The sequence below is a fragment of the Streptomyces sp. BB1-1-1 genome (assembly GCF_031597775.1).
In the GTDB taxonomy this organism is placed as follows: domain Bacteria; phylum Actinomycetota; class Actinomycetes; order Streptomycetales; family Streptomycetaceae; genus Streptomyces; species Streptomyces thinghirensis.
The window spans coordinates 7,611,654-7,632,740 of the sequence record NZ_CP134203.1 but is presented as its reverse complement, the minus strand read 5'-3'; the positions used below and the strand labels follow the sequence as shown (position 1 = coordinate 7,632,740).

21 protein-coding genes are annotated in these 21,087 nt (G+C 72.1%); 10 read left to right on the top strand and 11 right to left on the bottom strand.

All coding sequences use genetic code 11. The features are described from left to right. The first annotated feature begins 51 nt into the window (after window positions 1-51). A complete protein-coding gene (locus RI578_RS34975; protein ID WP_310874805.1) occupies window positions 52-1,083 on the top strand; it encodes a serine hydrolase domain-containing protein in 1,032 nt (343 codons plus the stop codon). Between the two features lie 142 nt (window positions 1,084-1,225). Then, window positions 1,226-1,969 (top strand): GntR family transcriptional regulator, encoded by a 744-nt coding sequence (locus tag RI578_RS34970; RefSeq protein ID WP_310874804.1) that lies wholly within the window; start codon window positions 1,226-1,228, stop codon window positions 1,967-1,969. Between the two features lie 18 nt (window positions 1,970-1,987). Here the strand turns inward: RI578_RS34970 and RI578_RS34965 are convergent, their stop codons facing one another. Further along, complete coding sequence (locus RI578_RS34965; RefSeq protein WP_310874803.1) at window positions 1,988-2,713, bottom strand: class I SAM-dependent methyltransferase; 726 nt, start codon at window positions 2,711-2,713, stop codon at window positions 1,988-1,990. A 4-nt stretch (window positions 2,714-2,717) separates the two neighbouring features. Then, complete coding sequence (locus RI578_RS34960; protein ID WP_310874802.1) at window positions 2,718-3,305, bottom strand: PadR family transcriptional regulator; 588 nt, start codon at window positions 3,303-3,305, stop codon at window positions 2,718-2,720. Between the two features lie 78 nt (window positions 3,306-3,383). Here RI578_RS34960 and RI578_RS34955 point away from each other — a divergent pair, with 78 nt between their 5' ends. The 3 genes from RI578_RS34955 to RI578_RS34945 all read left to right on the top strand — a co-directional run bounded on the left by RI578_RS34955 (window position 3,384) and on the right by RI578_RS34945 (window position 6,596). Beyond that, a complete protein-coding gene (locus RI578_RS34955) occupies window positions 3,384-3,794 on the top strand; it encodes a nuclear transport factor 2 family protein (protein ID WP_310874801.1) in 411 nt (136 codons plus the stop codon). Window positions 3,795-4,155: 361 nt separating this feature from the next. Then, window positions 4,156-5,295 (top strand): transcription termination factor Rho, encoded by a 1,140-nt coding sequence (rho, locus tag RI578_RS34950; RefSeq protein ID WP_310874800.1) that lies wholly within the window; start codon window positions 4,156-4,158, stop codon window positions 5,293-5,295. A 119-nt stretch (window positions 5,296-5,414) separates the two neighbouring features. Then, complete coding sequence (locus RI578_RS34945; RefSeq protein WP_310874799.1) at window positions 5,415-6,596, top strand: serine hydrolase; 1,182 nt, start codon at window positions 5,415-5,417, stop codon at window positions 6,594-6,596. A 19-nt stretch (window positions 6,597-6,615) separates the two neighbouring features. On the opposite strand, the gene RI578_RS34940 is transcribed toward RI578_RS34945, so the two are convergent. The 3 genes from RI578_RS34940 to RI578_RS34930 all read right to left on the bottom strand — a co-directional run bounded on the left by RI578_RS34940 (window position 6,616) and on the right by RI578_RS34930 (window position 9,402). After that, on the bottom strand, window positions 6,616-7,539 hold the full coding sequence (locus RI578_RS34940; protein WP_374196411.1) for a glutaminase: 924 nt from the start codon (window positions 7,537-7,539) through the stop codon (window positions 6,616-6,618). Between the two features lie 115 nt (window positions 7,540-7,654). Then, complete coding sequence (locus RI578_RS34935) at window positions 7,655-8,671, bottom strand: asparaginase (RefSeq protein ID WP_310875939.1); 1,017 nt, start codon at window positions 8,669-8,671, stop codon at window positions 7,655-7,657. Window positions 8,672-8,724: 53 nt separating this feature from the next. Next, a complete protein-coding gene (locus RI578_RS34930) occupies window positions 8,725-9,402 on the bottom strand; it encodes a FadR/GntR family transcriptional regulator (protein ID WP_310875938.1) in 678 nt (225 codons plus the stop codon). A gap of 202 nt (window positions 9,403-9,604) precedes the next feature. Between RI578_RS34930 and RI578_RS34925 the strand changes: the two genes are divergently transcribed. Continuing rightward, complete coding sequence (locus RI578_RS34925) at window positions 9,605-10,663, top strand: acyl-CoA desaturase (RefSeq protein ID WP_310874797.1); 1,059 nt, start codon at window positions 9,605-9,607, stop codon at window positions 10,661-10,663. A 31-nt stretch (window positions 10,664-10,694) separates the two neighbouring features. Here the strand turns inward: RI578_RS34925 and RI578_RS34920 are convergent, their stop codons facing one another. From RI578_RS34920 to RI578_RS34895, 6 genes are all read right to left on the bottom strand, one after another. Beyond that, window positions 10,695-11,531, bottom strand: a complete 837-nt coding sequence (locus RI578_RS34920) for an undecaprenyl-diphosphate phosphatase (RefSeq protein WP_310874796.1) — start codon at window positions 11,529-11,531, stop codon at window positions 10,695-10,697. A gap of 38 nt (window positions 11,532-11,569) precedes the next feature. Beyond that, on the bottom strand, window positions 11,570-11,944 hold the full coding sequence (crcB, locus tag RI578_RS34915) for a fluoride efflux transporter CrcB (protein WP_310874795.1): 375 nt from the start codon (window positions 11,942-11,944) through the stop codon (window positions 11,570-11,572). Continuing rightward, complete coding sequence (crcB, locus tag RI578_RS34910; protein ID WP_310874794.1) at window positions 11,941-12,417, bottom strand: fluoride efflux transporter CrcB; 477 nt, start codon at window positions 12,415-12,417, stop codon at window positions 11,941-11,943. Before crcB (RI578_RS34910) ends, crcB (RI578_RS34915) begins: the two co-directional genes overlap by 4 nt. Before the next feature lie 190 nt (window positions 12,418-12,607). Then, window positions 12,608-12,895 carry an ArsR family transcriptional regulator gene (locus tag RI578_RS34905; RefSeq protein WP_310874793.1) on the bottom strand — a complete coding sequence of 96 codons (288 nt, stop codon included), beginning with the start codon at window positions 12,893-12,895 and terminating at the stop codon, window positions 12,608-12,610. 146 nt (window positions 12,896-13,041) lie between these two features. Further along, a complete protein-coding gene (locus RI578_RS34900) occupies window positions 13,042-14,622 on the bottom strand; it encodes an arabinogalactan endo-1,4-beta-galactosidase (protein ID WP_310874792.1) in 1,581 nt (526 codons plus the stop codon). 56 nt (window positions 14,623-14,678) lie between these two features. After that, window positions 14,679-16,703 (bottom strand): beta-galactosidase, encoded by a 2,025-nt coding sequence (locus RI578_RS34895; RefSeq protein ID WP_310874791.1) that lies wholly within the window; start codon window positions 16,701-16,703, stop codon window positions 14,679-14,681. 185 nt (window positions 16,704-16,888) lie between these two features. Between RI578_RS34895 and RI578_RS34890 the strand changes: the two genes are divergently transcribed. The 4 genes from RI578_RS34890 to RI578_RS34875 are packed head-to-tail and all read left to right on the top strand — an operon-like array spanning window position 16,889 to window position 21,064. Continuing rightward, window positions 16,889-18,208, top strand: a complete 1,320-nt coding sequence (locus tag RI578_RS34890; protein ID WP_310874790.1) for an extracellular solute-binding protein — start codon at window positions 16,889-16,891, stop codon at window positions 18,206-18,208. Continuing rightward, window positions 18,205-19,134, top strand: a complete 930-nt coding sequence (locus RI578_RS34885) for a sugar ABC transporter permease (protein WP_310874789.1) — start codon at window positions 18,205-18,207, stop codon at window positions 19,132-19,134. The genes RI578_RS34890 and RI578_RS34885 overlap by 4 nt, the downstream gene beginning before the upstream one ends. Next, the gene (locus RI578_RS34880) at window positions 19,131-20,036 is read left to right on the top strand and encodes a carbohydrate ABC transporter permease (protein ID WP_310874788.1); all 906 of its coding nucleotides are present in this window, start codon (window positions 19,131-19,133) and stop codon (window positions 20,034-20,036) included. Before RI578_RS34885 ends, RI578_RS34880 begins: the two co-directional genes overlap by 4 nt. Beyond that, window positions 20,033-21,064: a LacI family DNA-binding transcriptional regulator gene (locus RI578_RS34875; RefSeq protein WP_310874787.1), complete on the top strand. Its 1,032-nt coding sequence runs from the start codon at window positions 20,033-20,035 to the stop codon at window positions 21,062-21,064. Before RI578_RS34880 ends, RI578_RS34875 begins: the two co-directional genes overlap by 4 nt. Window positions 21,065-21,087 lie beyond the last annotated feature (23 nt).

Here is a 21,087-nt window from a genome sequence, read left to right as displayed (position 1 = left end):
CGGGCCGAACCGTCGCGACCCGGCTCCCGGCGTACAACGGAGGGCGGCCCCATGTCCGAGGAGTGGGGCGGGTGGGCCGACGCGGCCCGCGCCCGGCCGTGGGAGCGGGACACGCTGGTCAACGCGTGGTCGACGTCCAAGGGCCCGACCGCCCTGTGCGCCCACATCCTCGCCGACCGCGGGCTGCTGGACCTCGACGCGCCGGTGGCCGTGCACTGGCCCGAGTTCGCGGCGGCGGGCAAGGAGAACGTCCTCGTGCGGCGTCTGCTGTCGCACCGCGCCGGCCTGTCGGGGCTGCGTGAGCCGCACTCGGCGGCGCAGTTGTACGACTGGGACCTGACCACCGGTCGGCTGGCGGCCATGGAGCCCTGGTGGGAGCCGGGCACCCGGTCCGGGTACCACGCGATCACCTACGGCTTCCTGGTCGGTGAGGTCGTGCGGCGGGTGTCGGGGCTGCTGCCCGGGGCGTTCCTGGAGCGGGAGGTGACCGGGCCGCTCGGCATCGACTTCACCATCGGGCTGCCGGAGAAGGAGACGGGGCGGGCGGCCGAACTGGTGCGTCCGCGGGTGGCCTCCGACAGCGAGCAGGCCACGGTCTTCGCCCAGTCGGCGCCCGCGGCCGTGGCGGCGCTCACCAATCCCCCGATCGGCGCCACGGAGGCCAACACCGCCGCGTGGCGGGCCGCCGAGATACCGGCGGCGAACGGACACGGCACCGCGCGGGCGGTGGCCGCGCTGTACGGGATCCTCGCGGGCCTCGGCTCGCACGACGGCCACCGCGTACTGTCCCGGGAAGCCGCCGAGCGGGTGCGTGAGGGACAGGGTGCCTGCCGCGACCTCGTCCTCGGCGCCGGCTTCGCGCACGAGACCGAAGTCGGGCTGGGGCTGTGGCTCAGCGGTCCCAATGGCTCCTACGGTCCCAATCCGCGGGCTTTCGGACACGACGGCTTCGGTGGCTCCTGCGGTCTGGCGGACCCGGACGCCGGGGTCTCGCTGGGCTACGTCATGAACCGCATGGGACCGCGCATCGCCGACGACCCGCGGAAGACGGCACTGGTGGATGCCCTGTACGGCGCCTTGTGAAGGGGTGACGGACGGTCGACGCGCGGGTGAGGTTTCGGCCGAACCGGCGGACAGCTCTTCCCGGTTGGTTTAGACCAATGATAGTTCTGGTGGCGCACCGAGCCCGCATGGCTACCGCACGTCACCAAACAGGAGGCGCGGCATGGTCCGCACCACCCCGCACGACCCCGCGTTCACCGACGCACAGCCCCTCTACCGGCGGGTGGCCGTACAGCTGCTCGGCGAGCTGCGCGACGGGACCGTCCCACCGGGCGCACGACTGCCGGGCGAGCGCCGGCTGGCCGAGCACTTCGAGGTGAGCCGGGAGACCGTGCGGCAGGCCCTGGAGGTGCTGCGCCGGGACGGTCTGCTCGCCACCGACCGGCGGGGCAGCCACGCCGCCCTGCCCGGCCCACCGGCGCAGAGCCCGGCCTCCCTCACCTTCCCGGTCGGCGCCCGCACCGCGGAGCCGTCCACCGGCGACCGGGCGACCGTCGCCTGGGAGGTGCCCTCGCCGGAGCACGCCGCGGCACTGGGGCTGGCGCCGGGCCGGCCGACCCTGGTGCACCGCTACCTGTCCGCGACCGCCGACGGAACCGGCCGGCGGACCGCGGTGACCTCGTTCTCCGCCGTGGCGCTCGCCGAGGTCGAGGAGTTGGCCCGGTACCGCGACCGCGCCGACGGCACCGCGTCGGCGCAACTGCGGCGGGCCTACGACTGGATGCGCCGGGCGGGCCTGACCCTGCATCACCGCGACACGATCAGCCGCCTCGCGGACACGCCGTCGGTGCGGGTCGTGCGGCGGGTGCACGACCAGTACGCACGGCCCCTGGAGATCACGGACCTCCTCGTGGACGCCCGACAGGACGCGCTGGTCTACGAGTTCACCCTGCCGGCGGCCGGCTGACCCCGCCCGCGCCCGCCGTCAGGGCAGGCGCCGGGCCACGACCATCCGGACCCGCGGACTGCCGTCGGGCCGGCGCCCGAACTCCGGCAGGGCGTGCAGGTCCGTCCGGAAACCGGCGCGCGCCAGTTCCCGGCCCACGTCCCCGAGCCGGAACGTCCGGTAGTACATGACGAACGGCGGCCGCCACAGCGCGTTGCGCGCCCGCATCACGGCGTCGAAGCCGAGCAGCGTCCAGTAGCCGCGGGAGCCGGGGCGGGGCGGCGCGACCACGGGGAAGGCGAAGCAGCCGCCCGGGCGCAGTACGGAGCGCACCTGGGTGAACAGGCCCGGCAGTTCACGGGGCAGGAAGTGTCCGAACGCACCGAAACTGACCACGAGGTCGAACTCGGGACCGAACGGCAGGGCGCGGGCGTCCGCGCGCACCCAGGAGACCGCCGGCCCCTCGGGCACGACGCGCCCCCGCGCGACCTCCAGCATGCCCGCGCTGAAGTCGACCCCCGTCACGCGCTCCCGGCACACCCGGGCCAGTACGTCCACTCCCGCACCGGTACCGCAACACAGGTCGAGTCCGGCGCCGAACGGCCCCATCGGCGCCAGTGCCGAGGCCACGGCGTCGAGCACCCGGTCCGGCGTCCGGTACGGAGTGTGCTCGAACTTCGGGGCGAGCAGGTCGTAGCCGCGCTCGACCGACGACAGTGCCTGGACGGCGAGTTCACGCAGGGTGGGGCCTTCGGGGCTGAACATCCGGTCAGCCTAGAGGCTGCCCGGCGGGCCCGGTGGGGGCGCGCCGCTCCCGCAGCACCGTGAGGACGCGCTCGCACCAGCGGGCGTTCTCGCGCTCGAAGGCGATCCCGGCCAGCAGGGTGAGGTAGGGCCCGACGCGGTCGGAGTCGCGCAGGTGCTCCTCCTCCCCGCGGCCGTCCAGGAGGCGCTCACGGACGCGCTCGTAGCGGGCGAGTTTCCCCAGGGCCCAGGACCTGCGCTCCTCCACCAGCTCGCGGACCCGGTCCGGGTCCACGCCGTCCATGGCCTGCATCTTGATCAGGAACTCGTCCCGGATGGCGGTGGGGCGCCGGGTCGGCTCGGCGGCGAAGGCGCTCAGCTGCTCCCGGCCGGCCTCCGTGAGCGAGAACAGCCGCTTGGTGGGCCTGCGTTCCTGCGGCACCGTCCGCGCCTCGATGAGCCCGTCGCCCGCGAGGCGCTCCAGCTCCCGGTAGAGCTGCTGCGGCGTGGCGGGCCAGAAGTTGGCGAGCGAGACGTCGAACACCTTGGACAGCTCGTAGCCCGAGGCCTCGCCCTCCAGCAGGGCGGCCAGGACGGCGTACTTGAGAGACATGTCGACACGCTAGCAAGCGGAGGCTAATCTACTCCGCACCTATTCAAATAGTTCAGTACTTCTCACCGAGGAGATACGATGCAGGCATTCCGCGCGGCGGTCGAGGCCCACGACCTCGACGCCGCCGAGGCACTGCTGGCCGAGGACGTCGTCTTCACCAGCCCCGTCGTGTTCAAGCCCTACCACGGCAAGGCGATCACGGCCGCGATCCTGCGCGGCGTCACCCGCGTCTTCGAGGACTTCCGCTACGAACGCGTCATCGGCGAGGCCGACGGCCCCGACCACGCGCTGGTCTTCACGGCGCGGATCGGCGACCGCGAGATCAGCGGCTGCGACCTCCTGCACCTCGACGAGTCCGGCCGCATCGACGAACTCACGGTGATGGTGCGCCCGCTGTCGGGCGCTCAGGCGCTCCAGGCCGCGATGGGCGCGCAGTTCGACCGGATCGCCCAAGAGGCGCGGGAGGCTCAGGGGCGTTCGGGCGTCTGAGTCCGGCCCGGCACATGCGGAAGACGGAACAGAACACCGCTCCGGCCTCGTTGAACGGGGGTGGGACGCAGGGAACGTCCCACCCCACCGCCGCTCGACCACTTGCCGTGGTAGGCTGCGTTCAGCACTTGTGTACGCCCCTATGGGCGCCAGTGCCAGTTTCCCTTCGGTTCGCCGACCCGCCCGTCCTTGTGCGACCGGCGCGTCCGCTTCTCAGCACAACCTCGTGAGCAGGGCCTTTCCCCGCCGTACCCGAGGTGCTGTTCCCGCCGTCCGGAGGCGTGTCGTCCGACCCCTCGCACGGCTTCTCCCCCTCCCTTCCGCATGACCCATGCCCGTGTCCTCGAAAGGACCGAACACCATGACCACCACACTCGAACGCCCCCCTGTACAGCAGTCCCCGGCCGAGATCGCGAACGGTGTCCTCGACATCGACGCGGGCGGGAAGGGACACCTGCGGGGCAGCGGCCTCCAGCCCGAGCCGTCCGACCTCTCCCTCTCCCCCGCGCTGATCCGCCGCCACGGCCTGCGCAAGGGCGACCTGGTCGAGGGCGTGCACGGCGACCGGCGCACCCTGACCGACGTCGTCCGCGTCAACGGCCGCACGCCCGACCGGCAGGGCGGCCGACGGCACTTCCACGACCTGACACCACTGCACCCGCACCAGCGGCTGCGCCTCGAACACCCGGCGGCCGGCCTGACCGGGCGGGTCGCCGATCTGATCGCCCCGGTCGGCAAGGGCCAGCGCGGCCTGATCGTGGCCCCGCCGAAGACCGGCAAGACCGTCCTCCTCCAGCAGATCGCCGCCGCCGTCGCCGGCAACCACCCCGACTCCCACCTGATGGTGGTGCTGCTCGACGAGCGGCCCGAGGAGGTCACCGACATGCGGCGCTCCGTACAAGGCGAGGTGTACTCCTCGACCTTCGACCGGAGCGCCAAGGAGCACATCGCGCTCGCCGAGCTCGTGATCGAGCGGGCCAAGCGCCTGGTCGAGGCCGGTGAGGACGTCGTCATCCTGCTCGACTCCCTCACCCGGCTGTGCCGCGCGCACAACAACGCCGCCTCCTCCGGCGGCCGCACGCTCAGCGGCGGTGTCGACGCCGGGGCGCTGCTCGGGCCGAAGCGGTTCTTCGGCGCCGCCCGGACGGCCGAGGAGGGTGGTTCGCTCACCATCCTCGCCACCGTCCTGGTGGAGACCGGCTCGCGCGCCGACGACTTCTACTTCGAGGAGCTCAAGAGCACCGGGAACATGGAGCTGCGGCTGAGCCGGGAGCTCGCCTCCCGCCGGGTCTTCCCGGCCGTGGAGATGACCGGCTCCGGCACCCGCCGCGAGGAGCTCCTGCTGTCCGCCGCCGAGTCGACCGCCGTACGCGGGCTGCGGCGGGCCCTGGGGGGCCGGGACGAGCAGTCCGGCCTGGAGACGCTGCTGGAGCGGATGCGCCGGACGCCGGACAACGCCACGTTCCTGCGACGCGTCCAGCCGACGCTGCCCGCGGACTGACGCCGCGCGTGGGCCGGTGGGCCCCGGCCGGCTCACCTCCCTACGGCATCCGGGTGCTTGCGGGCGCGACTCGGCCCGGGCAGCGTGGCGGTCCGGGGGCCCGTTCCTACGTTTGCGGTATGACTATCGGATTCTCATCCCGGGCGGCTCGATCCACCTGCGTGCTCTGTGTGGCAGGACTGCTGACGCTCATGCCCGCCGCCGCGGCCGCCCGTGCGGTGCTGCCGGACCCGGGTCCGCCCGGCGGGCCACGCGCGGCGGCGGCGCAGGCGTCGCCGCTGTACCGCTCCGGGACACAGGTCCGGCCCCGCCCCGGCGCACCCGGGATCCCCGATGTCTCCGCGCTGTCCTGGGTGGTCGCCGACGCCGGCACCGGCGACGTGCTGGCGGCACACGACGCGCATCGCAAGCTGCCGCCGGCCAGCACCCTCAAGGCCCTGTTCGCCCTCACGGTGCTGCCGGTCCTGCCGGGCGGCATCCGCCACGAGGTGAGCGCCGACGAGCTGACCGGCATCGGCCCCGGCAGCAGCCTGGTCGGTGTCGTCGAGGGCCACACGTACCGGGTCTCCGACCTGTGGAACGGCGTCTTCCTCAACTCCGGCAACGACGCAGTCCACGTCCTCGCCTCGCTCACCGGCGGCTGGAGCGCCACGGCCGCCCGGATGCAGGCCGAGGCCCGCGCCCTCGGCGCCCACGACACCCACGTGCGCTCACCCGACGGCTACGACGCGCCGGGCCAGGTGTCGTCGGCGTACGACCTGGCGGTCTTCGGCCGGGCGGGGCTGCGCAACCCGGACTTCGCGCGGTACTGCGCCAAGGTCGACGCGATGTTCCCCGGCCGGAACGGGGACTCGTACGGGATCATCAACACCAACCGGCTGCTCACCGGGACGGACGGCGTGGAGCCGTACCCGGGGCTGATCGGCATCAAGAACGGCTACACCAGCAACGCCGGCAACACACTGATCGCGGCCGCCCGCCGCGACGGGCGGACCCTGGTGGTGACGGTGATGAACCCGCAGGAGGGCGGCGGCCACGCCGTGTACGAGGAGGCCCGCTCGCTGCTCGACTGGGGCTTCGAGGCGGCCGGGCACGTCGACCCGGTGGGATCGCTGGAATCCGGGAGGGCCAGGCCACTGCCGGGCCCGCAGGCCGTACCCGCGGCGGTCGTGGCGGCGCGGCCCTCGCAGGACGATGCGGGCTGGCCGGAGACCGGTGCGATCGTGGGCGTCGCCGGGCTGGGCGCGGGGGCCATGGCACTGGCACTGCGGCTCAAGCTCGTGCGGGTCGAGAAGAGTTGACGGTGCCCGGGCCGTCCGGTCAGAACACCGACAGGCCCGTGAGCGTCGTGAAGCGGTCCAGCGCCGCCACGCCGGCCACCGAGTTGCCCCGCTCGTCCAGGCCGGGGCTCCACACGCACAGCGTGCAGTGGCCCGGCACCACCGCGATGATGCCGCCGCCGACCCCGCTCTTGCCCGGCAGACCCACCCGGTAGGCGAACTCGCCGGCCGCGTCGTACGTCCCGCAGGTCAGCATCACCGCGTTGACCTGCTTGGCCTGACTGCGGCTCAGCAGCCGGGTGCCGTCCGCGCGGATGCCGTGCCGGGCCAGGAACCCGGTCGCCAGGGCGAGGTCCGCGCAGGAGGCGGCGACGGAGCACTGGCGGAAGTACTGCTCCAGCAGGACGGGCACGGGGTTGTCGATGTTGCCGTACGACGCCATGAAGTGGCCGAGGGCGGCGTTCCGGTCGCCGTGCGCGGTCTCGGAGGCGGCGACCTCCTCGTCGTAGGTCAGGTCCGGGTTGCCGCTCTCCGCGCGCAGGAAGGCGAGCAGTTCACCCGCCGCGTCCCCGGTACGGGTGTGCAGGCGGTCGGTGACGACGAGGGCGCCCGCGTTGATGAAGGGGTTGCGCGGGATGCCGTTCTCGTACTCCAGCTGCACCAGGGAGTTGAACGGGTTGCCGGACGGTTCGCGGCCCACGTGTTCCCAGAGCGCGTCGCCCTCGCGGGACAGGTCGAGGGCGAGGGTGAAGACCTTGGTGATGGACTGCGCGGAGAAGGGCTCGCGCCAGTCCCCCACCCCGTACAGCGTGCCGTCCGGCTCGGCGACGGCCATGCCGAAGCGGCGTGGATCGCAGGCGGCGAGCGCCGGGATGTAGTCGGCGGGCCGGCCACTGCCGGGGGTCCGCTCGATCTCCTCGGCGATGCGCTCCAGGACCGGCTGGAAGGTCGTCCGCGTACTCATGCTCGCCATTCTTCCTCCGGGCCGCTCCCGGCGCGCAGTCGGGCGGGAGCGGTGCCGCCGCCCGCCAGGATCTCTGGCCGCGGCAGGGCGGTGCGCCGCTCGGCCGAGTGGCGCCCTATCCGTGCGAGGCGGGCGGAACGGTGTCCAGCGCGGGTACCGGACGTACGCGCCCCACCGGCTCCCCGCCGCCGAGCAGCGGTTCCCCCGCGAACTCCGTGAGCAGCCGCGGGGCGACACCGGCCCGCGCGAGGGCCGCCGCCGCGACCGGGACGCGGGCCCGGTCGGCGCCGTCGGCTATCTTCACGGCGATCGCACTGCCGTCGGGCCGGGCGGCGACCTGGACTCCCTCGAAGCCGTCCTTGGCGAGCAGCCCGGGCACGGCCCGCATCAACGCGGCGACGTCCCGGCCCGACCCGGAGGCCATCTCGGCGTGCTCGCGCATCGCGTCCGCCACGCGGGCCTCGGGGGTGCCTGGGACGGCGGTGGTGATGCGGGCGGCGGCGCGGGCGAGACCGTGCAGGGAGATCGCGAACAGGGGCGCGCCGCAGCCGTCGACGGTCACCCGGGCGACGCGCTGCCCGGTGAGGTCCTCGACGATCTCGGCGATCGCCTGCTGGAGCGGGTGGCCCGGGTCGAGGTAGTCGTCCAGGGACCAGCCGTTGAGCACGCAGGTGTACAGCATGGCGGCGTGCTTGCCGGAGCAGTTCTGGGCGAGCCGGGACGGCAGGCGGCCCTGTCCGACCCAGGAGTCCCGGACGACCGGGTCGAAGGGCAGGTCGGGGACGTTGCGCAGGTCGCGCTCGGTGAGTCCGGCGAGTTCGAGGACGCGCCGGGCGCCGGCGAGGTGGCGTTCCTCGCCGGAGTGGCTGGCGGCGGCGAGCGAGAGCAGTTCGCCGTCCAGCGGAAGGCCGGCGCGGAGCATGGCGACGGCCTGGACCGGCTTGAGCGCGGAGCGCGGGTAGCAGGCGGCCTCGATGTCCCCGAGCTGGAGGCGTATCCCTCCGTCCGGGTCGAGGACGACGACGGAGCCGTGGTGGACGCCCTCGACGACGCCGCCGCGTACCAGGTGGGCGACGGGTGCGTGGCGGGGTTCGCGGATGGGGGGCGGATCCGCGGGGGAATCGCTGTACATCACTGCCTGGGGGTCGGGGGCCGGCGCGGTCGCCTGCGGCTGTCGGTGCTCGCTCACGCCTCGGGTGCGCCTTCCGTGGGGGTGTCCGTGCGGGTGGGGCGCACGATGTCGGTGAGGGTGGTCTCGACGCGGTCGAGATGGTGGGCCATGGCCTCTTCCGCGTCGTGGTCGCTGCCGTCGAGCAGTGCCTCGACGATGGCCCGGTGCTCCCGGTTGGACTGTTCGCGCCGGCCGCCCAGTTCGTTGAGGAAGGCGGACTGGCGGGCCAGCGCGTCGCGGATCTCCTCGATGACCCGGCGGAAGACCGGGTTCTGGGCGGCCTCGGCCACGGTGAGGTGGAAGAGGGTGTCCATCGCGACCCACGCGGTGGTGTCCGTCTCCCGTTCCATGCGGTCCAGGAGGTGGGCGAGGCGGTCGAGGTCGTCCGGGGTGCGGCGGCGGGCCGCGTAGCCGGCCACCGGGATCTCGACGTGGCGGCGCACCTCCAGCAGGTCGCCGGCCGTGTAGTCGCCGAAGGTGGGGTCCTCGACGGTACTGGCGACGACGAAGGTGCCCTTGCCGGTCCTGGAGACGGTCAGCCCCATGGTCTGCAGGGCGCGCAGGGCCTCGCGGAGTACCGGCCGGGAGACCTCCAGGGTGCGGCACAGCTCCGCCTCGGAGGGGAGCTTGTCGCCGATCGCGTACTCGCCGCGCTCGATCTCGCCGCGCAGGTGGCCGAGCACCGCTTCCATGGCACTGACGCGCCGCGGGACCGGAGCGGCTCTCCGGCTGCCCGCTGTCTGGCTGTCTGACAGGTTCACGGAGTGATCCTGCGGGTCAGGCGGGAGGGCTGTCAAGGGAGGACCGCAGGGGCGGGGGTGGTGCTAGCCACCCCCTGCTTCGGGTGGCAGCCGTCATTCTGCCCCCCGAGGAACCGCCCGCATACTGAGGCACATGGCCAACTCAACGGTGCTCATCGAGAGCCTGCCCATCCGCGAACAGGAAAAGCGACGCGAAAAAGGGAGCGACTTTTCCGAACTCTCACGGCGTATAGCCGACGCGGGGCTGCTCCGGCGCCGCCCGCTCTATTACACGGTCCGTTTCGGTGCCGTCGCCCTCGCGCTCGCGGGCGGTGTCGCCGCCTTCGTCACCCTGGGGAACAGCTGGAGCCAGCTGTTCGTCGCGGTGGCGCTGGCCGTCGTCTTCGGCCAGCTCGGGCTCGCCGCCCACGACCTCGCCCACCGGCAGGTCTTCTCGCGCCGGCGCCCCAGCGAGATCGGCGGTCTCCTGGTGGCGAACCTGCTGCTGGGCATGAGCTACGGCTGGTGGATGAACAAGCACACGCGCCACCACGCGAATCCCAACCACGAGGAGAAGGACCCGGACGTCGCCCCCGACATCCTGGTGTGGTCACGGCGCCAGGCGAGCAGGGCCAAGGGCCTTCCCCGCTTCGTCGGGAAACACCAGGCCGCCCTGTTCTTCCCGCTGCTGACGCTGGAAGGTCTCAATCTGAGTTTCAGCAGCTTCAAGGCCCTGCGCAGCCCGTCCATGAAGCGGCCGGTTCTGGAGGGCACGCTCCTCGTCGCCCATTTCGCCCTGTACTTCGGCGGCCTGTTCACGGTCCTCTCCCCCGGCAAGGCGCTCGCGTTCATCGCCGTGCACCAGGGGCTGTTCGGGGTCTACCTCGGATCGGTCTTCGCTCCCAACCACAAGGGCATGCCGATGATCGAGGAGGGCACGCGGCTCGACTTCCTGCGCCGCCAGGTCCTCACCTCCCGCAATGTGCGCGGCGGCGTGCTCGTCGACGCCTTCATGGGCGGCCTCAACTACCAGATCGAACACCACCTCTTCCCCAGCATGCCGACGCCCGCCCTCGGCCGGGCCCAGGACATCACCGAGCGGTACTGCGCCGAACTGGGCGTCCCGTACTACCAGACGGGCCTGCTCGCGTCGCACCGCGAGGCGCTGCGGCATCTGAGGGACGTCGGCGAACCGCTGCGCGACGCCCGCTGAGCAGCGGGGGCGGACCGGGTCCGGATCGCGGTCAGCTGTGCAGCACGCCCGTGCCGAGCAGCCCGAAGAGCAGGACGCCGACCGCGATCCGGTAGATGACGAAGGCGTTGAAGGAGTGCTTGGCGACGAACTTCAGCAGCCAGGCGATCGAGGCGTAGGCGACCACGAAGGAGACGAGGGTGCCGACCGCCAGCGGGGCGGCACCCGCCCCGGCGCCCAGAGCGTCCTTCAGCTCGTACAGTCCGGCGCCGGTCAGGGCCGGGATGCCGAGGAAGAAGGAGAGCCGCGTGGCGGCCACCCGGTCGAGGTCGAGCATCAGGGCGGTGGACATGGTGGCACCGGAGCGGGAGAAGCCCGGGAAGAGCAGGGCGAGGATCTGGGAGCCGCCGACCAGCATCGCGTCCTTGAACGAGGTGTCGTCCTCACCCCGCTTGTGCCGTCCCTTGCGGTCCGCCACCCACATCACGCCGCTGCCGACGATCAGCGAACCGGCGACCACCCACAGCGAGGCGAGCGGCCCCTTGATCAGCGGCTTGGCGGCCAGGCCGACGAGCACGATCGGGATCGTCGCGAAGATGACCCACCAGGCGAACTTGTAGTCGTGGTGGTAGCGCTCCTCCCGGTCGGTCAGCCCGCGCACCCAGGCGGAGAGGATCCGCACGATGTCCTTGAAGAAGTAGACCAGCACCGCGGCGATCGCACCGACCTGGATGACCGCCGAGAACCCGATGACGGCGTCGTCGTCGACGGGGATGCCCATCAGCCCCTCGACGATCTTCAGGTGGCCGGTGGAGGAGACCGGAAGGAACTCGGTGACCCCCTCGACGGCTCCGAGGACGACGGCCTGGCCGATGCTGATGACGCTCATGAAGTCCTGTCCTACTACACGCGGGGCGGTGCCTCGCGTCAGGCCCAGAGCGCGTCGGCCAGTGTCACCCCGGCGCACGCCGCCCCCAGGCCGGCCGCCACACTCGCCGCCACGTTCACGGCGGCCAGGAGGCGTGCGCCCGTCTCGGTCAGCCGGAGCGTCTCGTAGGAGAAGGTCGAGTACGTCGTGAGGGCACCGCACAGCCCGGTCCCGAGCAGGAGCCGCAGGTCGGAGCCCGCGGCTCCCGCTAGTGCCGCGCCGGTCAGCAGGCCCAGCACCAGGCAGCCGACGACGTTCACCGTGAAGGTGCCCCAGGGGAGGACCGAGTCGTGCCGCGCCTGCACCGCGCGGTCGGTGAGGTAGCGGAGCGGGGCACCGACCATGCCGCCCGCGACGACCAGCAGCCAGTTCACGACGATCCCTCACCCTTCGCGTCGGTGTCCCCGCCTCTTCCGGGCGGCGACGCGCGGCGGGTCGCCCAGGTGGCGAGCCCCACCGCCGCGAGCGCCGCGAGCGGGGTGGCGGCGAGGTAGAGGAGACCCGTACGGACCTGGTCGGCGGCGAACAGCTGACGGAGGTCGACGGCGTAGGTGGAGAAGGTGGTGAAGCCGCCGAGGACTCCGGTGCCCAGGAAGGGCCGGACGAGGCGGTGGGCGTCCCGCACCTCGGTGACGACCACCATCAGCACGCCGATCAGGGCGCAGCCGGCGACGTTGACCCAGAAGGTCGTCCAGGGGAAGCCACCGGTCTGCGTCGGCCACCACAGGGAGGCCGCGTAGCGGGCGGCGGCGCCCGTGCCGCCGCCCAGGGAGACGGCCACGACGACCGGCGCCTGGCCGCGCCGGGCGGGCCGGACGGCGGCGCTCTCGGTGTTCGGGGCTGTCATGGTCGTACGTCTCCTACTCGCCGGGCAGGGGGATGCCCCCGTTCGCAAGTAGGGACCGTCGGCGGCAGCGGTGCCGCGGTTCGGGTACGGCGGGCCCCACCGCCGCGCCGCGCGCACCGGGGCCGCGGCTGGGGTCAGCCTAACGCCGGCGCGGCCCCGGGTCACTCGTCGGCGCCGCGCGGCCGCCGGTCTACCAGCCCTTCTCGAACATCCGCGCCACCTCGGCGATCCGCACCTCGTCGCGCCGGTAGTACGTCCGGCCGCGGATTCCGCCGGTGCGGAGCAGACCGATGCCCGCGAGCAGGTCGAGGTGGGTCCCGGCCGCCCGGCGGGACACGCCGAGCTTCGCGGCGACGAGCTCGACGCGGACGCCGTGCGCGACGACGTCCGCGTGGTGCTCGGGCGGGAAGTGGGCGGCCGGATCCTTGAGCCACTCCAGGATGTCGAGACGCGTGCCGTGCACGGGGGTCCTCAGCATCTCGTCCTCCCTCCGTCCGGGCCCGCCCGTACCGTGTCCTTCCACTGTCCCGCAGCCGGGGCCCCGCTGTCCGGGACTCCGGCGCCTTGTCCGGTACCGGGCCGTCCCGTCCGGCACGGGAGGTGTGCCGGACGGTGCGGAAGGTGTCAGCGGTGACGGACCCACGCCATGGCCGGCAGCGCCCTGTCGTCGTAGCCGAACAGGGCCTGGTTCTCCCAGCCGTTGCCGGAGGACGGGTCGGTGGGGTCCCAGCCGTTGCCGTCGACGGCGGTCCAGGTCGCCTCCCAGTAGAAGACGCCGAGGCCGCGGCCGTTCGGGACGGCCGCCACGATGTCCGCCACGGTGTTCATCCACGCCGTCTGCCCGGCCGGGGTCGCCGGGTAGCCGGGAACCAGCTCGCCGGCGACGTCGATGATGTTCTCGTGCGCGTCCTCGCTGTCCAGCCGGAACGGGTAGGCCGTCTCTGCGACGAAGACCGGCTTGCCGTAGCGGGCGGCCGCGTCGTCCAGGGTGGTCTGGAAGTCGGACAGCGGGCCGTGCCAGTAGCCGTAGTACGACAGGCCGATGGCGTCGAACCGGACGCCGTGCGCGACGGCGTTGTCGAACCACCAGCGGGTGCCCGCCAGGTCGCCGCCCTTGGCCAGGTGCAGCGCGACGGGGGTGGCCGCGTCGACGCTCTTGACCGCGTCGTATCCACTGTTGATCAACCCGGCGAGCTGCGTCCAGTTGTCCGTGGAGCCCTCGTTCCACAGCATGCCGCCGTTGATCTCGTTGCCGACCTGCACCATGTCGGCGCCGGTGCCCTGCACCTTGAGTGCGTCGAGTACGTCGTGGGTGTGGTCGTACACGTCCCTTTTCAGCCGGCCGTACGAGTGGCCGGCCCAGGCGGCGGGCTTGCTCTGGGCGCCCGGGTCGGCCCAGGTGTCCGAGTAGTGGAAGTCGACCAGCAGCTTCATGCCCCGGTCCTTGACGCGCTTGGCGGTCGCCAGGACGCGCGCCTTGTCGTTGTAGCCGTCGGCCGGGTTCACCCAGACCTTGAGGCGGGCGTAGTTCATGCCGGCGGACTTCAGGATGCCGAGCGCGTCGCCCGCCGATCCCGAACTCGTCCGGTAGGTCCCGCCCTTGGCCTCGCTCTTGGCGAGGGAGGAGACGTCGGCCCCCTTGACCGGCAGTCCGGAGGTCGTGCCCGGCGTGAAGGTCAGGTCGTCGACATTGATCCAGTTGCCGGCGTTCGCGTCACTATTGATGCTGATGGTGCACTGGTTGGCAGTCACACTGACCGGCACGACGATCCGGATCCACCCAGCGGTGGATACCGGAAGGTCGGTGCGCTGCTCGGCACCGCCGCAGTTCTTCAGGGCTATCCAGGCGGCGTTCTGGCCGCCTCCCGAGCGGACCCAGGCGGTCAGCCGGTAGCTGCCGTCGGCCAGCCCGGAGAGGTACTGGTACGTCTCGACCTTGTACGCGGACGAGGACCAGTGGCTCAGTCGGTTGCCGCCGCCGTGGCCGCCGGCCTCGGTGTACGAGGCGCCGGTCGAGCCGTACTCGGACCAGCCGGCGGGCGTGGCCGCGCCGCCGGCGTCGGTCTCGAAGCCGCCGTTGGTGAGGGTGCTCGCCGCCTGGGCGGTCTGGGCCGGCAGGGCGGTGAGGGCGAGCCCGGCCACGAGGGGCGGCAGCAGGGCCTTGAGAGTGCGTCGGGGCTTGAGAGCGCGTCTGGGATGGAACATCGTCGTCCGTGGTCCCTTCGACTTGGGGATGGGGCGGAAAGCAGCGAGAACCGGGGCTAGGGGGTGTCGAGTCGTACGATCCGCACGGCGCCGGCCGGGACCGCGAGGCGGCCCGCGGCGCGCTCCCCAGTGAGCAGTTCGGTGCCGTGCGCGTCCAGCGGCACCTTGGCGTCCGAGGCGGTGTGGTTGATCGCGAACAGGTAGGTGCCCGACTCGCCGGTGCGGCGCACCACTTCGACGTCTCGGGGCAGGTCGGCGCGGGGGCTGATGCGCGCGTCCTCGGCCGCCCGGCCGAGGACGGCGTCCAGGCCTTCGGGGCCGAGGCGGGTGGAGACGTACCAGGCGGTGCCCTCGCCGAGGCGGTGGCGGGTGACGGCCGGGTGGCCCGCGGTGAGGCCGTCGGTGTACGTCCACACCGGCTCGGCGCCGCGCGGCACGACGAACTCCGTCCACACGTCGCCGCTCCGCCCGGAGCCGTCCGGGCCGGTGAGCCCGACCCGCTCGCCCGCGAGCAGGGGTGAGAACTCCTCCACGGTGAGGCCCAGCACGTCCCTGAGCGCGCCCGGGTAGGGGCCCTCGTGGACGGCGTCGTGCTCGTCGACGATGCCGGAGAAGTACGAGACGACGAGGGTGCCGCCGTTCTCGACGTACTCGCGCAGGTTGTTCCCGGCCGCCTCGGTCGCGAGGTACAGCGCGGGGACGACGACAAGTGGATAGGCCGACAAGTCGGCTTCCGGGTGGGCGAAGTCGACGGTCAGGTGACGGTCGTAGAGGGCTTCGTAGAAGGCGTCGGCGCGTTCGCGGGGGTCGTGGTCCTCGCTGGGACGCCACTGGAGGTTCTGCGCCCACCAGGACTGCCAGTCCCAGACCATGGCCGCGTCGGCTTCGGTGCGGGTGCCGCGGACGGGGGCCAGTGAGTCGATCGAGGCGCCCAGTTCGGTCACCTCGCGCCAGACGCGTGTCCCGGTTCCGCCGTGCGGCAGCATCGCCGAGTGGAACTTCTCGGCGCCGCGCCTCGACTGCCGCCACTGGAAGAACATGGCGCCCTCGGAGCCGCGGGCCACGTGGCCGAGGGAGTTGCGGGCCATCTGGCCGGGGGCCTTGGCGGGGTTGCGGGGCTGCCAGTTGACGCCCGAGGTGGAGTGTTCGAGCAGCAGCCAGGGTGCGCCGCCCGCGACGGAGCGGGTGAGGTCGGCGGCCATGGCGAGGTTGACGTGGGTGCGGCGGCCGTCGGTGATCAGGTAGTGGTCGTTGGTGACGAGGTCGACCTCGCGGCCCCAGGCCCAGTAGTCGACGGAGTCGCACTGGCTGAGCGCGGTCATGAAGTTGGTGGTGACGGGGACGCCGGGTGAGAGGCGGTGCAGGACGTCCCGCTCGGCGCGGAAGTTCTCGCGCATGGTGGCGTCGGCGAAGCGCTTGTAGTCCAGCGCCTGGGCCGGGTTGCCCACCGTCGGGGTCGTGCGCGGCGGGTTGATCTGGTCGAGGCCCGCGTAGCGCTGACCCCAGAAGGCGGTGCCCCAGGCCTCGTTGACGGCGTCGACGGTGCCGTACGTCGTCGCCAGCCAGCGGCGGAAGTGCGCGGCGCAGGAGTCGCAGTAGCAGGCGGAGACGGGGACGCCGTACTCGTTGTGGACGTGCCAGAGCGCGAGGGCCGGGTGGGTGCCGTAGCGCTCGGCAAGCCTGGTGGTGATGTTCGCGGCGGCGGCGCGGTAGTCGGTGTTGCTGTGGCAGATGGCGCCCCGGGAGCCGAACTCGTACCGCACTCCCTCGGCGGTCACGGGCAGCGCCTCGGGGTGGGCCCGGTAGAACCAGGCGGGCGGGGCGACGGTGGGCGTGCCGAGGTCGGCGCGGATGCCGTTGTCGTGCAGCAGGTCGAGGAGGCGGTCCAGCCAGCCGAAGTCGTAGGTGCCGGGGGCGGGTTCCAGCAGCGCCCAGGAGAAGATCCCGGCGCTCACCATCGTCACGCCGGCCTCGCGCATCAGCCGGACGTCCTCCTGCCAGGTCTCCTCCGGCCACTGCTCGGGGTTGTAGTCCCCGCCGAAGGCGAGCCCGGCCAGGCCCCTGGGGGTGGTCTCCGGCATGGATGGTCTCCCGATGTGATCGATCAATTGGGAACGTACACACACGCTGTCGGCGGTGTGAGTCCAACATAACCGCACAGCAACAACCATTGACAAGTGTCCGGGATGTTTCTCTACTGTGAACGCTCACAGAAGCATGGCAGGTCTTCGCAGCAGGCGGAGACCGCAGGTCAGGGGAGAGTTCCATGCCGTACACGAAGCGCCGCCGCCTGGTGACCTCGGCCGTCGCCGTCGCCCTCGGGGCCACCGCCCTCGCCGCCTGCGGCTCGTCCGACGACGACAGCGACGCCCGGTCGGGCCCGGTCTCGCTGACGTACTGGACCTGGACGCCCGGCATGGACAAGGTCGTCGACCTGTGGAACAAGGGGCCGGGCAAGAAGGAGCAGATCACGGTCGCGGTGAAGAAGCAGGCGTCCGGCGACACGCTGGTCACCAAGATCCTCACCGCCCACAAGGCCGGCCAGGGGCCCGACCTGGTGCAGGCCGAGTACCAGGCGCTGCCGACTCTGGTCAGCAACGACGCGCTCGCCGACATATCGGGCGAGGTCGGTGACGTGAAGGGCAAGTTCGCCGAGGGAGTGTGGCAGCAGACCACCCTGGGCACGGACGCCGTCTACGCCGTCCCGCAGGACATCGGGCCGATGATGTTCTACTACCGCGAGGACCTGTTCAAGAAGTACGACCTCAAGGTCCCGGCCACCTGGGACGAGTTCGCCGAGACCGCGCGCGAGCTGAAGAAGGCGGCGCCCGACAAGGACCTCACCACCTTCTCCGCCAACGACTCCGGCCTCTTCGCGGGCCTGGCCCAGCAGGCGGGCGCCCAGTGGTGGACGACCGAGGGCGACAAGTGGAAGGTCGGCATCGACGACGCGGCGACGAAGAAGGTCGCCGACTTCTGGGGCGGCCTCGTCGAGGAGGGCGCCGTCGACAACCAGCCGATGTACACCCCGGCCTGGAACAAGGCGCTCAACACCGGCAAGCAGATCGCCTGGGTCAGCGCCGTGTGGGCGCCCGGCACGCTGACCACGGCCGCGCCCGACACCAAGGGCAAGTGGGCCATGGCCCCGCTCCCCCAGTGGTCCGACAGCGAGAACCGCACCGGCAGCTGGGGCGGCTCCTCCACCGGCGTCACCACCGACTCCGAGCACAAGGACGCCGCCGCCAGGTTCGCCGAGTGGCTGAACACCGACGGCGACGCGCTCAGCGCCCTGGCCACGGAGGGAGGCATCTACCCGGCCTCCACCTCCGCCCAGCTCAGCGGTGCCTTCGCCAACCCGCCGGCGTTCTTCGCCAACCAGCCGGACTTCTACACCAAGGCCGCCGCCATCGCGAAGACGACGGCGCCTTCGGCCTGGGGCCCCAACGTCAACGTCGCCTACACGGCCTTCAAGGACGCGTTCGGCGCCGCCGCGAAGAACAAGTCGGACTTCACCGCCGCCCTGGGCACCATGCAGGAGGAGACGGTCGCCGACCTGAAGAAGCAGGGCTTCGAGGTCGCCCGGTGACCAGTACGACGGCACGCCGGAGGCCGTACGGGGTCAAGGGCGCCCCGTATGCCTTCCTGATCCCCGCGATCGCCCTGTTCCTGCTCTTCTTCGCGCTGCCCATCGGCTACGCCGTCTACCTCAGCTTCCGCAAGGTCGAGGTCTCCGGGCTCGGACTGGGCGCCGGGGCGCGCGAGGAGGTGTGGGCCGGTCTCCAGAACTACACCGACGCCCTCACCGACAGCGAGCTGCTGGACGGGGCGCTGCGCGTCCTCGGCTACGGCTGCGTCGTGGTGCCGGTGATGCTGGGCCTCGCCCTGCTGTTCGCCCTGATGCTCGACTCCGAGAAGGTGCGGTTCACCCCGGTCACCCGGCTCGCGATCTTCCTGCCGTACGCCATTCCCGGCGTGGTGGCGGCGCTGCTGTGGGGCTTCCTTTACCTGCCGGACGTCAGCCCCTTCTACTTCGTGCTCGACCGGCTCGGTCTGCCGCAGCCGGACCTGCTGGACGGCGGTCCGCTCTACCTCGCGCTGGCGAACATCGCGGTCTGGGGCGGCACCGGCTTCAACATGATCGTCATCTACACCTCGCTGCGGGCCATCCCGGCCGAGGTGTACGAGGCGGCGAAGCTGGACGGCGCCTCCCCGCTGCAGATCGCGCTGCGGATCAAGATCCCGATGGTGGCGCCGTCGCTGGTGCTGACGTTCTTCTTCTCGATCATCGCCACGCTCCAGGTGTTCAACGAGCCGACCACCCTCAAGCCGCTCACCAACTCCGTGTCCACCACCTGGAGTCCGCTGATGAAGGTGTACCAGGACGCCTTCGGCAAGGGTGACATCCACGCCGCTGCCGCCCAGGCGGCGATCATCGCGCTCGTCACCCTGGTGCTGTCCTTCGGCTTTCTGCGGGCAGCGAACCGTCGCAACAAGCAGGAGGCAGCACGATGAGTTCTCTTGCCGTACGCAAGGCGCGGCCGGCGGCGGGCACCACGCCCGGCACGGCGCAGGGCCCGCCGCGGCGCCGCCGCATCGCGCCGGTCCCGACGCTCACACTGCTGCTCGGCGCGGTCTACTGCCTGCTGCCGGTGGCCTGGGTGGTCATCGCGGCCACCAAGTCGGGCAGCGAACTGTTCTCCACCTTCACCTTCCTGCCGGGCACGGGCTTCGCCGACAACGTGAGCGACCTGAGCGCCTACCGCGACGGCGTCTACTGGCAGTGGATGGCCAACTCGGCCCTCTACGCCGGTCTCGGCGCCCTGCTGTCCACGGTCGTGTCGGCGTTCAGCGGCTACGCGCTGGCGACGTACCGCTTCCGCGGCCGGGAGACGCTGTTCAACGTGCTGCTGGCGGGGGTGCTGATGCCGCCGGTGATCCTCGCCGTGCCGCAGTACCTGCTGCTGGCCGAGGCGAACCTGACGGACTCGTACCTGGCCGTGCTGCTCCCCCAGATCCTCTCCCCCTACGGCGTCTACCTGGCACGCATCTACGCCGCGGCGGCCGTGCCCGCCGACGTGGTGGAGGCCGGGCGGATGGACGGGGCGAGCGAGTGGCGGATCTTCACCCGGGTCGCGCTGCCGATGATGGTGCCGGGACTGGTGACGGTGTTCCTGTTCCAGTTCGTGGCCGTGTGGAACAACTTCCTGCTGCCCTACATCATGCTCAGCGACGACGAGAAGTTCCCGATCACGCTCGGTCTGTACACGCTGCTGGAGCAGGGCGCGAACACGCCCGCGCTCTACACACTGGTCATCACCGGCGCCTTCCTCGCGGTGCTTCCGCTCGTCGCCCTCTTCCTGGTCGTCCAGCGGTTCTGGAGCCTCGACCTGCTCTCCGGGGCCGTAAAGTCATGACCATGAGCAACACGGGGGGCCGGCGCCGACCGCCCACGATCCACGACGTGGCGCGCGAGGCGGGAGTGTCGCGGGGCACGGTGTCACGGGTGCTCAACGGCGGGCACTACGTCAGCCCGGCCGCGCAGGAGTCCGTCAACGCGGCCATCCGCAAGACCGGTTACGTCGTCAACCGGCACGCCAGGTCGCTGATCACCGGGCGGTCCGACTCGGTGGGCTTCCTGCTCACCGAGCCGCAGGAGCGGTTCTTCGAGGACCCCAACTTCAACGTCCTGCTGCGCGGCTGCACCCAGGCGCTGGCCGCGCACGACGTTCCGCTGCTGCTGATGCTGGCCGGTACGGAGGACGAGCGGCGGCGCATAACGCGGTACATCACGGCGGGGCACGTCGACGGCGTGCTGCTGGTCTCCAGTCGCTCCGGGGACCCGGTCGCCGAGGAGCTGCGCGCGGCGGGTGTGCCGCTGGTGGCGTGCGGCAAGCCGATCGGGCTGGGTTCGAAGGTGAGTTACGTGGCCGCCGACGACCGGGACGGCGCCCGGGACATGGTCCGCCATCTGCTGTCGCTGGGGCGGCGGCGGGTGGGTGTGGTCACCGGCCCGCTCGACACCCCCGGCGGTGTGGAGCGCCTGGCCGGGTACCGGGAGGTGCTCGGCGAGGCGGGTGTCGGCGTCGACGAACGGCTCGTCGTCTCCGGCGACTACAGCCGGGCCAGCGGTGAGGCGGGGGCGGAGCGGCTGCTGGCGCAGGCGCCGGACGTGGACGCCGTGTTCGTGGCGTCCGACCTGATGGCGCAGGGGGTGCTGGCGGCGCTGCAACGGGCGGGGCGGCGGGTGCCCGAGGACGTGGCGGTGGGGGGTTTCGACGACTCCCCCGCGGCGGTCGCCGCCAGTCCCGAACTGACCACCATCCGGCAGCCCTGGGACCGGATCAGCGCGGAGATGGTCCGGGTGCTGCTGGCCCAGATCGGCGGGGACGACCCGGCGGCGGTGATCCTGCCGACGGAGCTGGTGAAGCGCGACTCGGCCTGAACGAGCCCGTTGCCCCTCCGCGC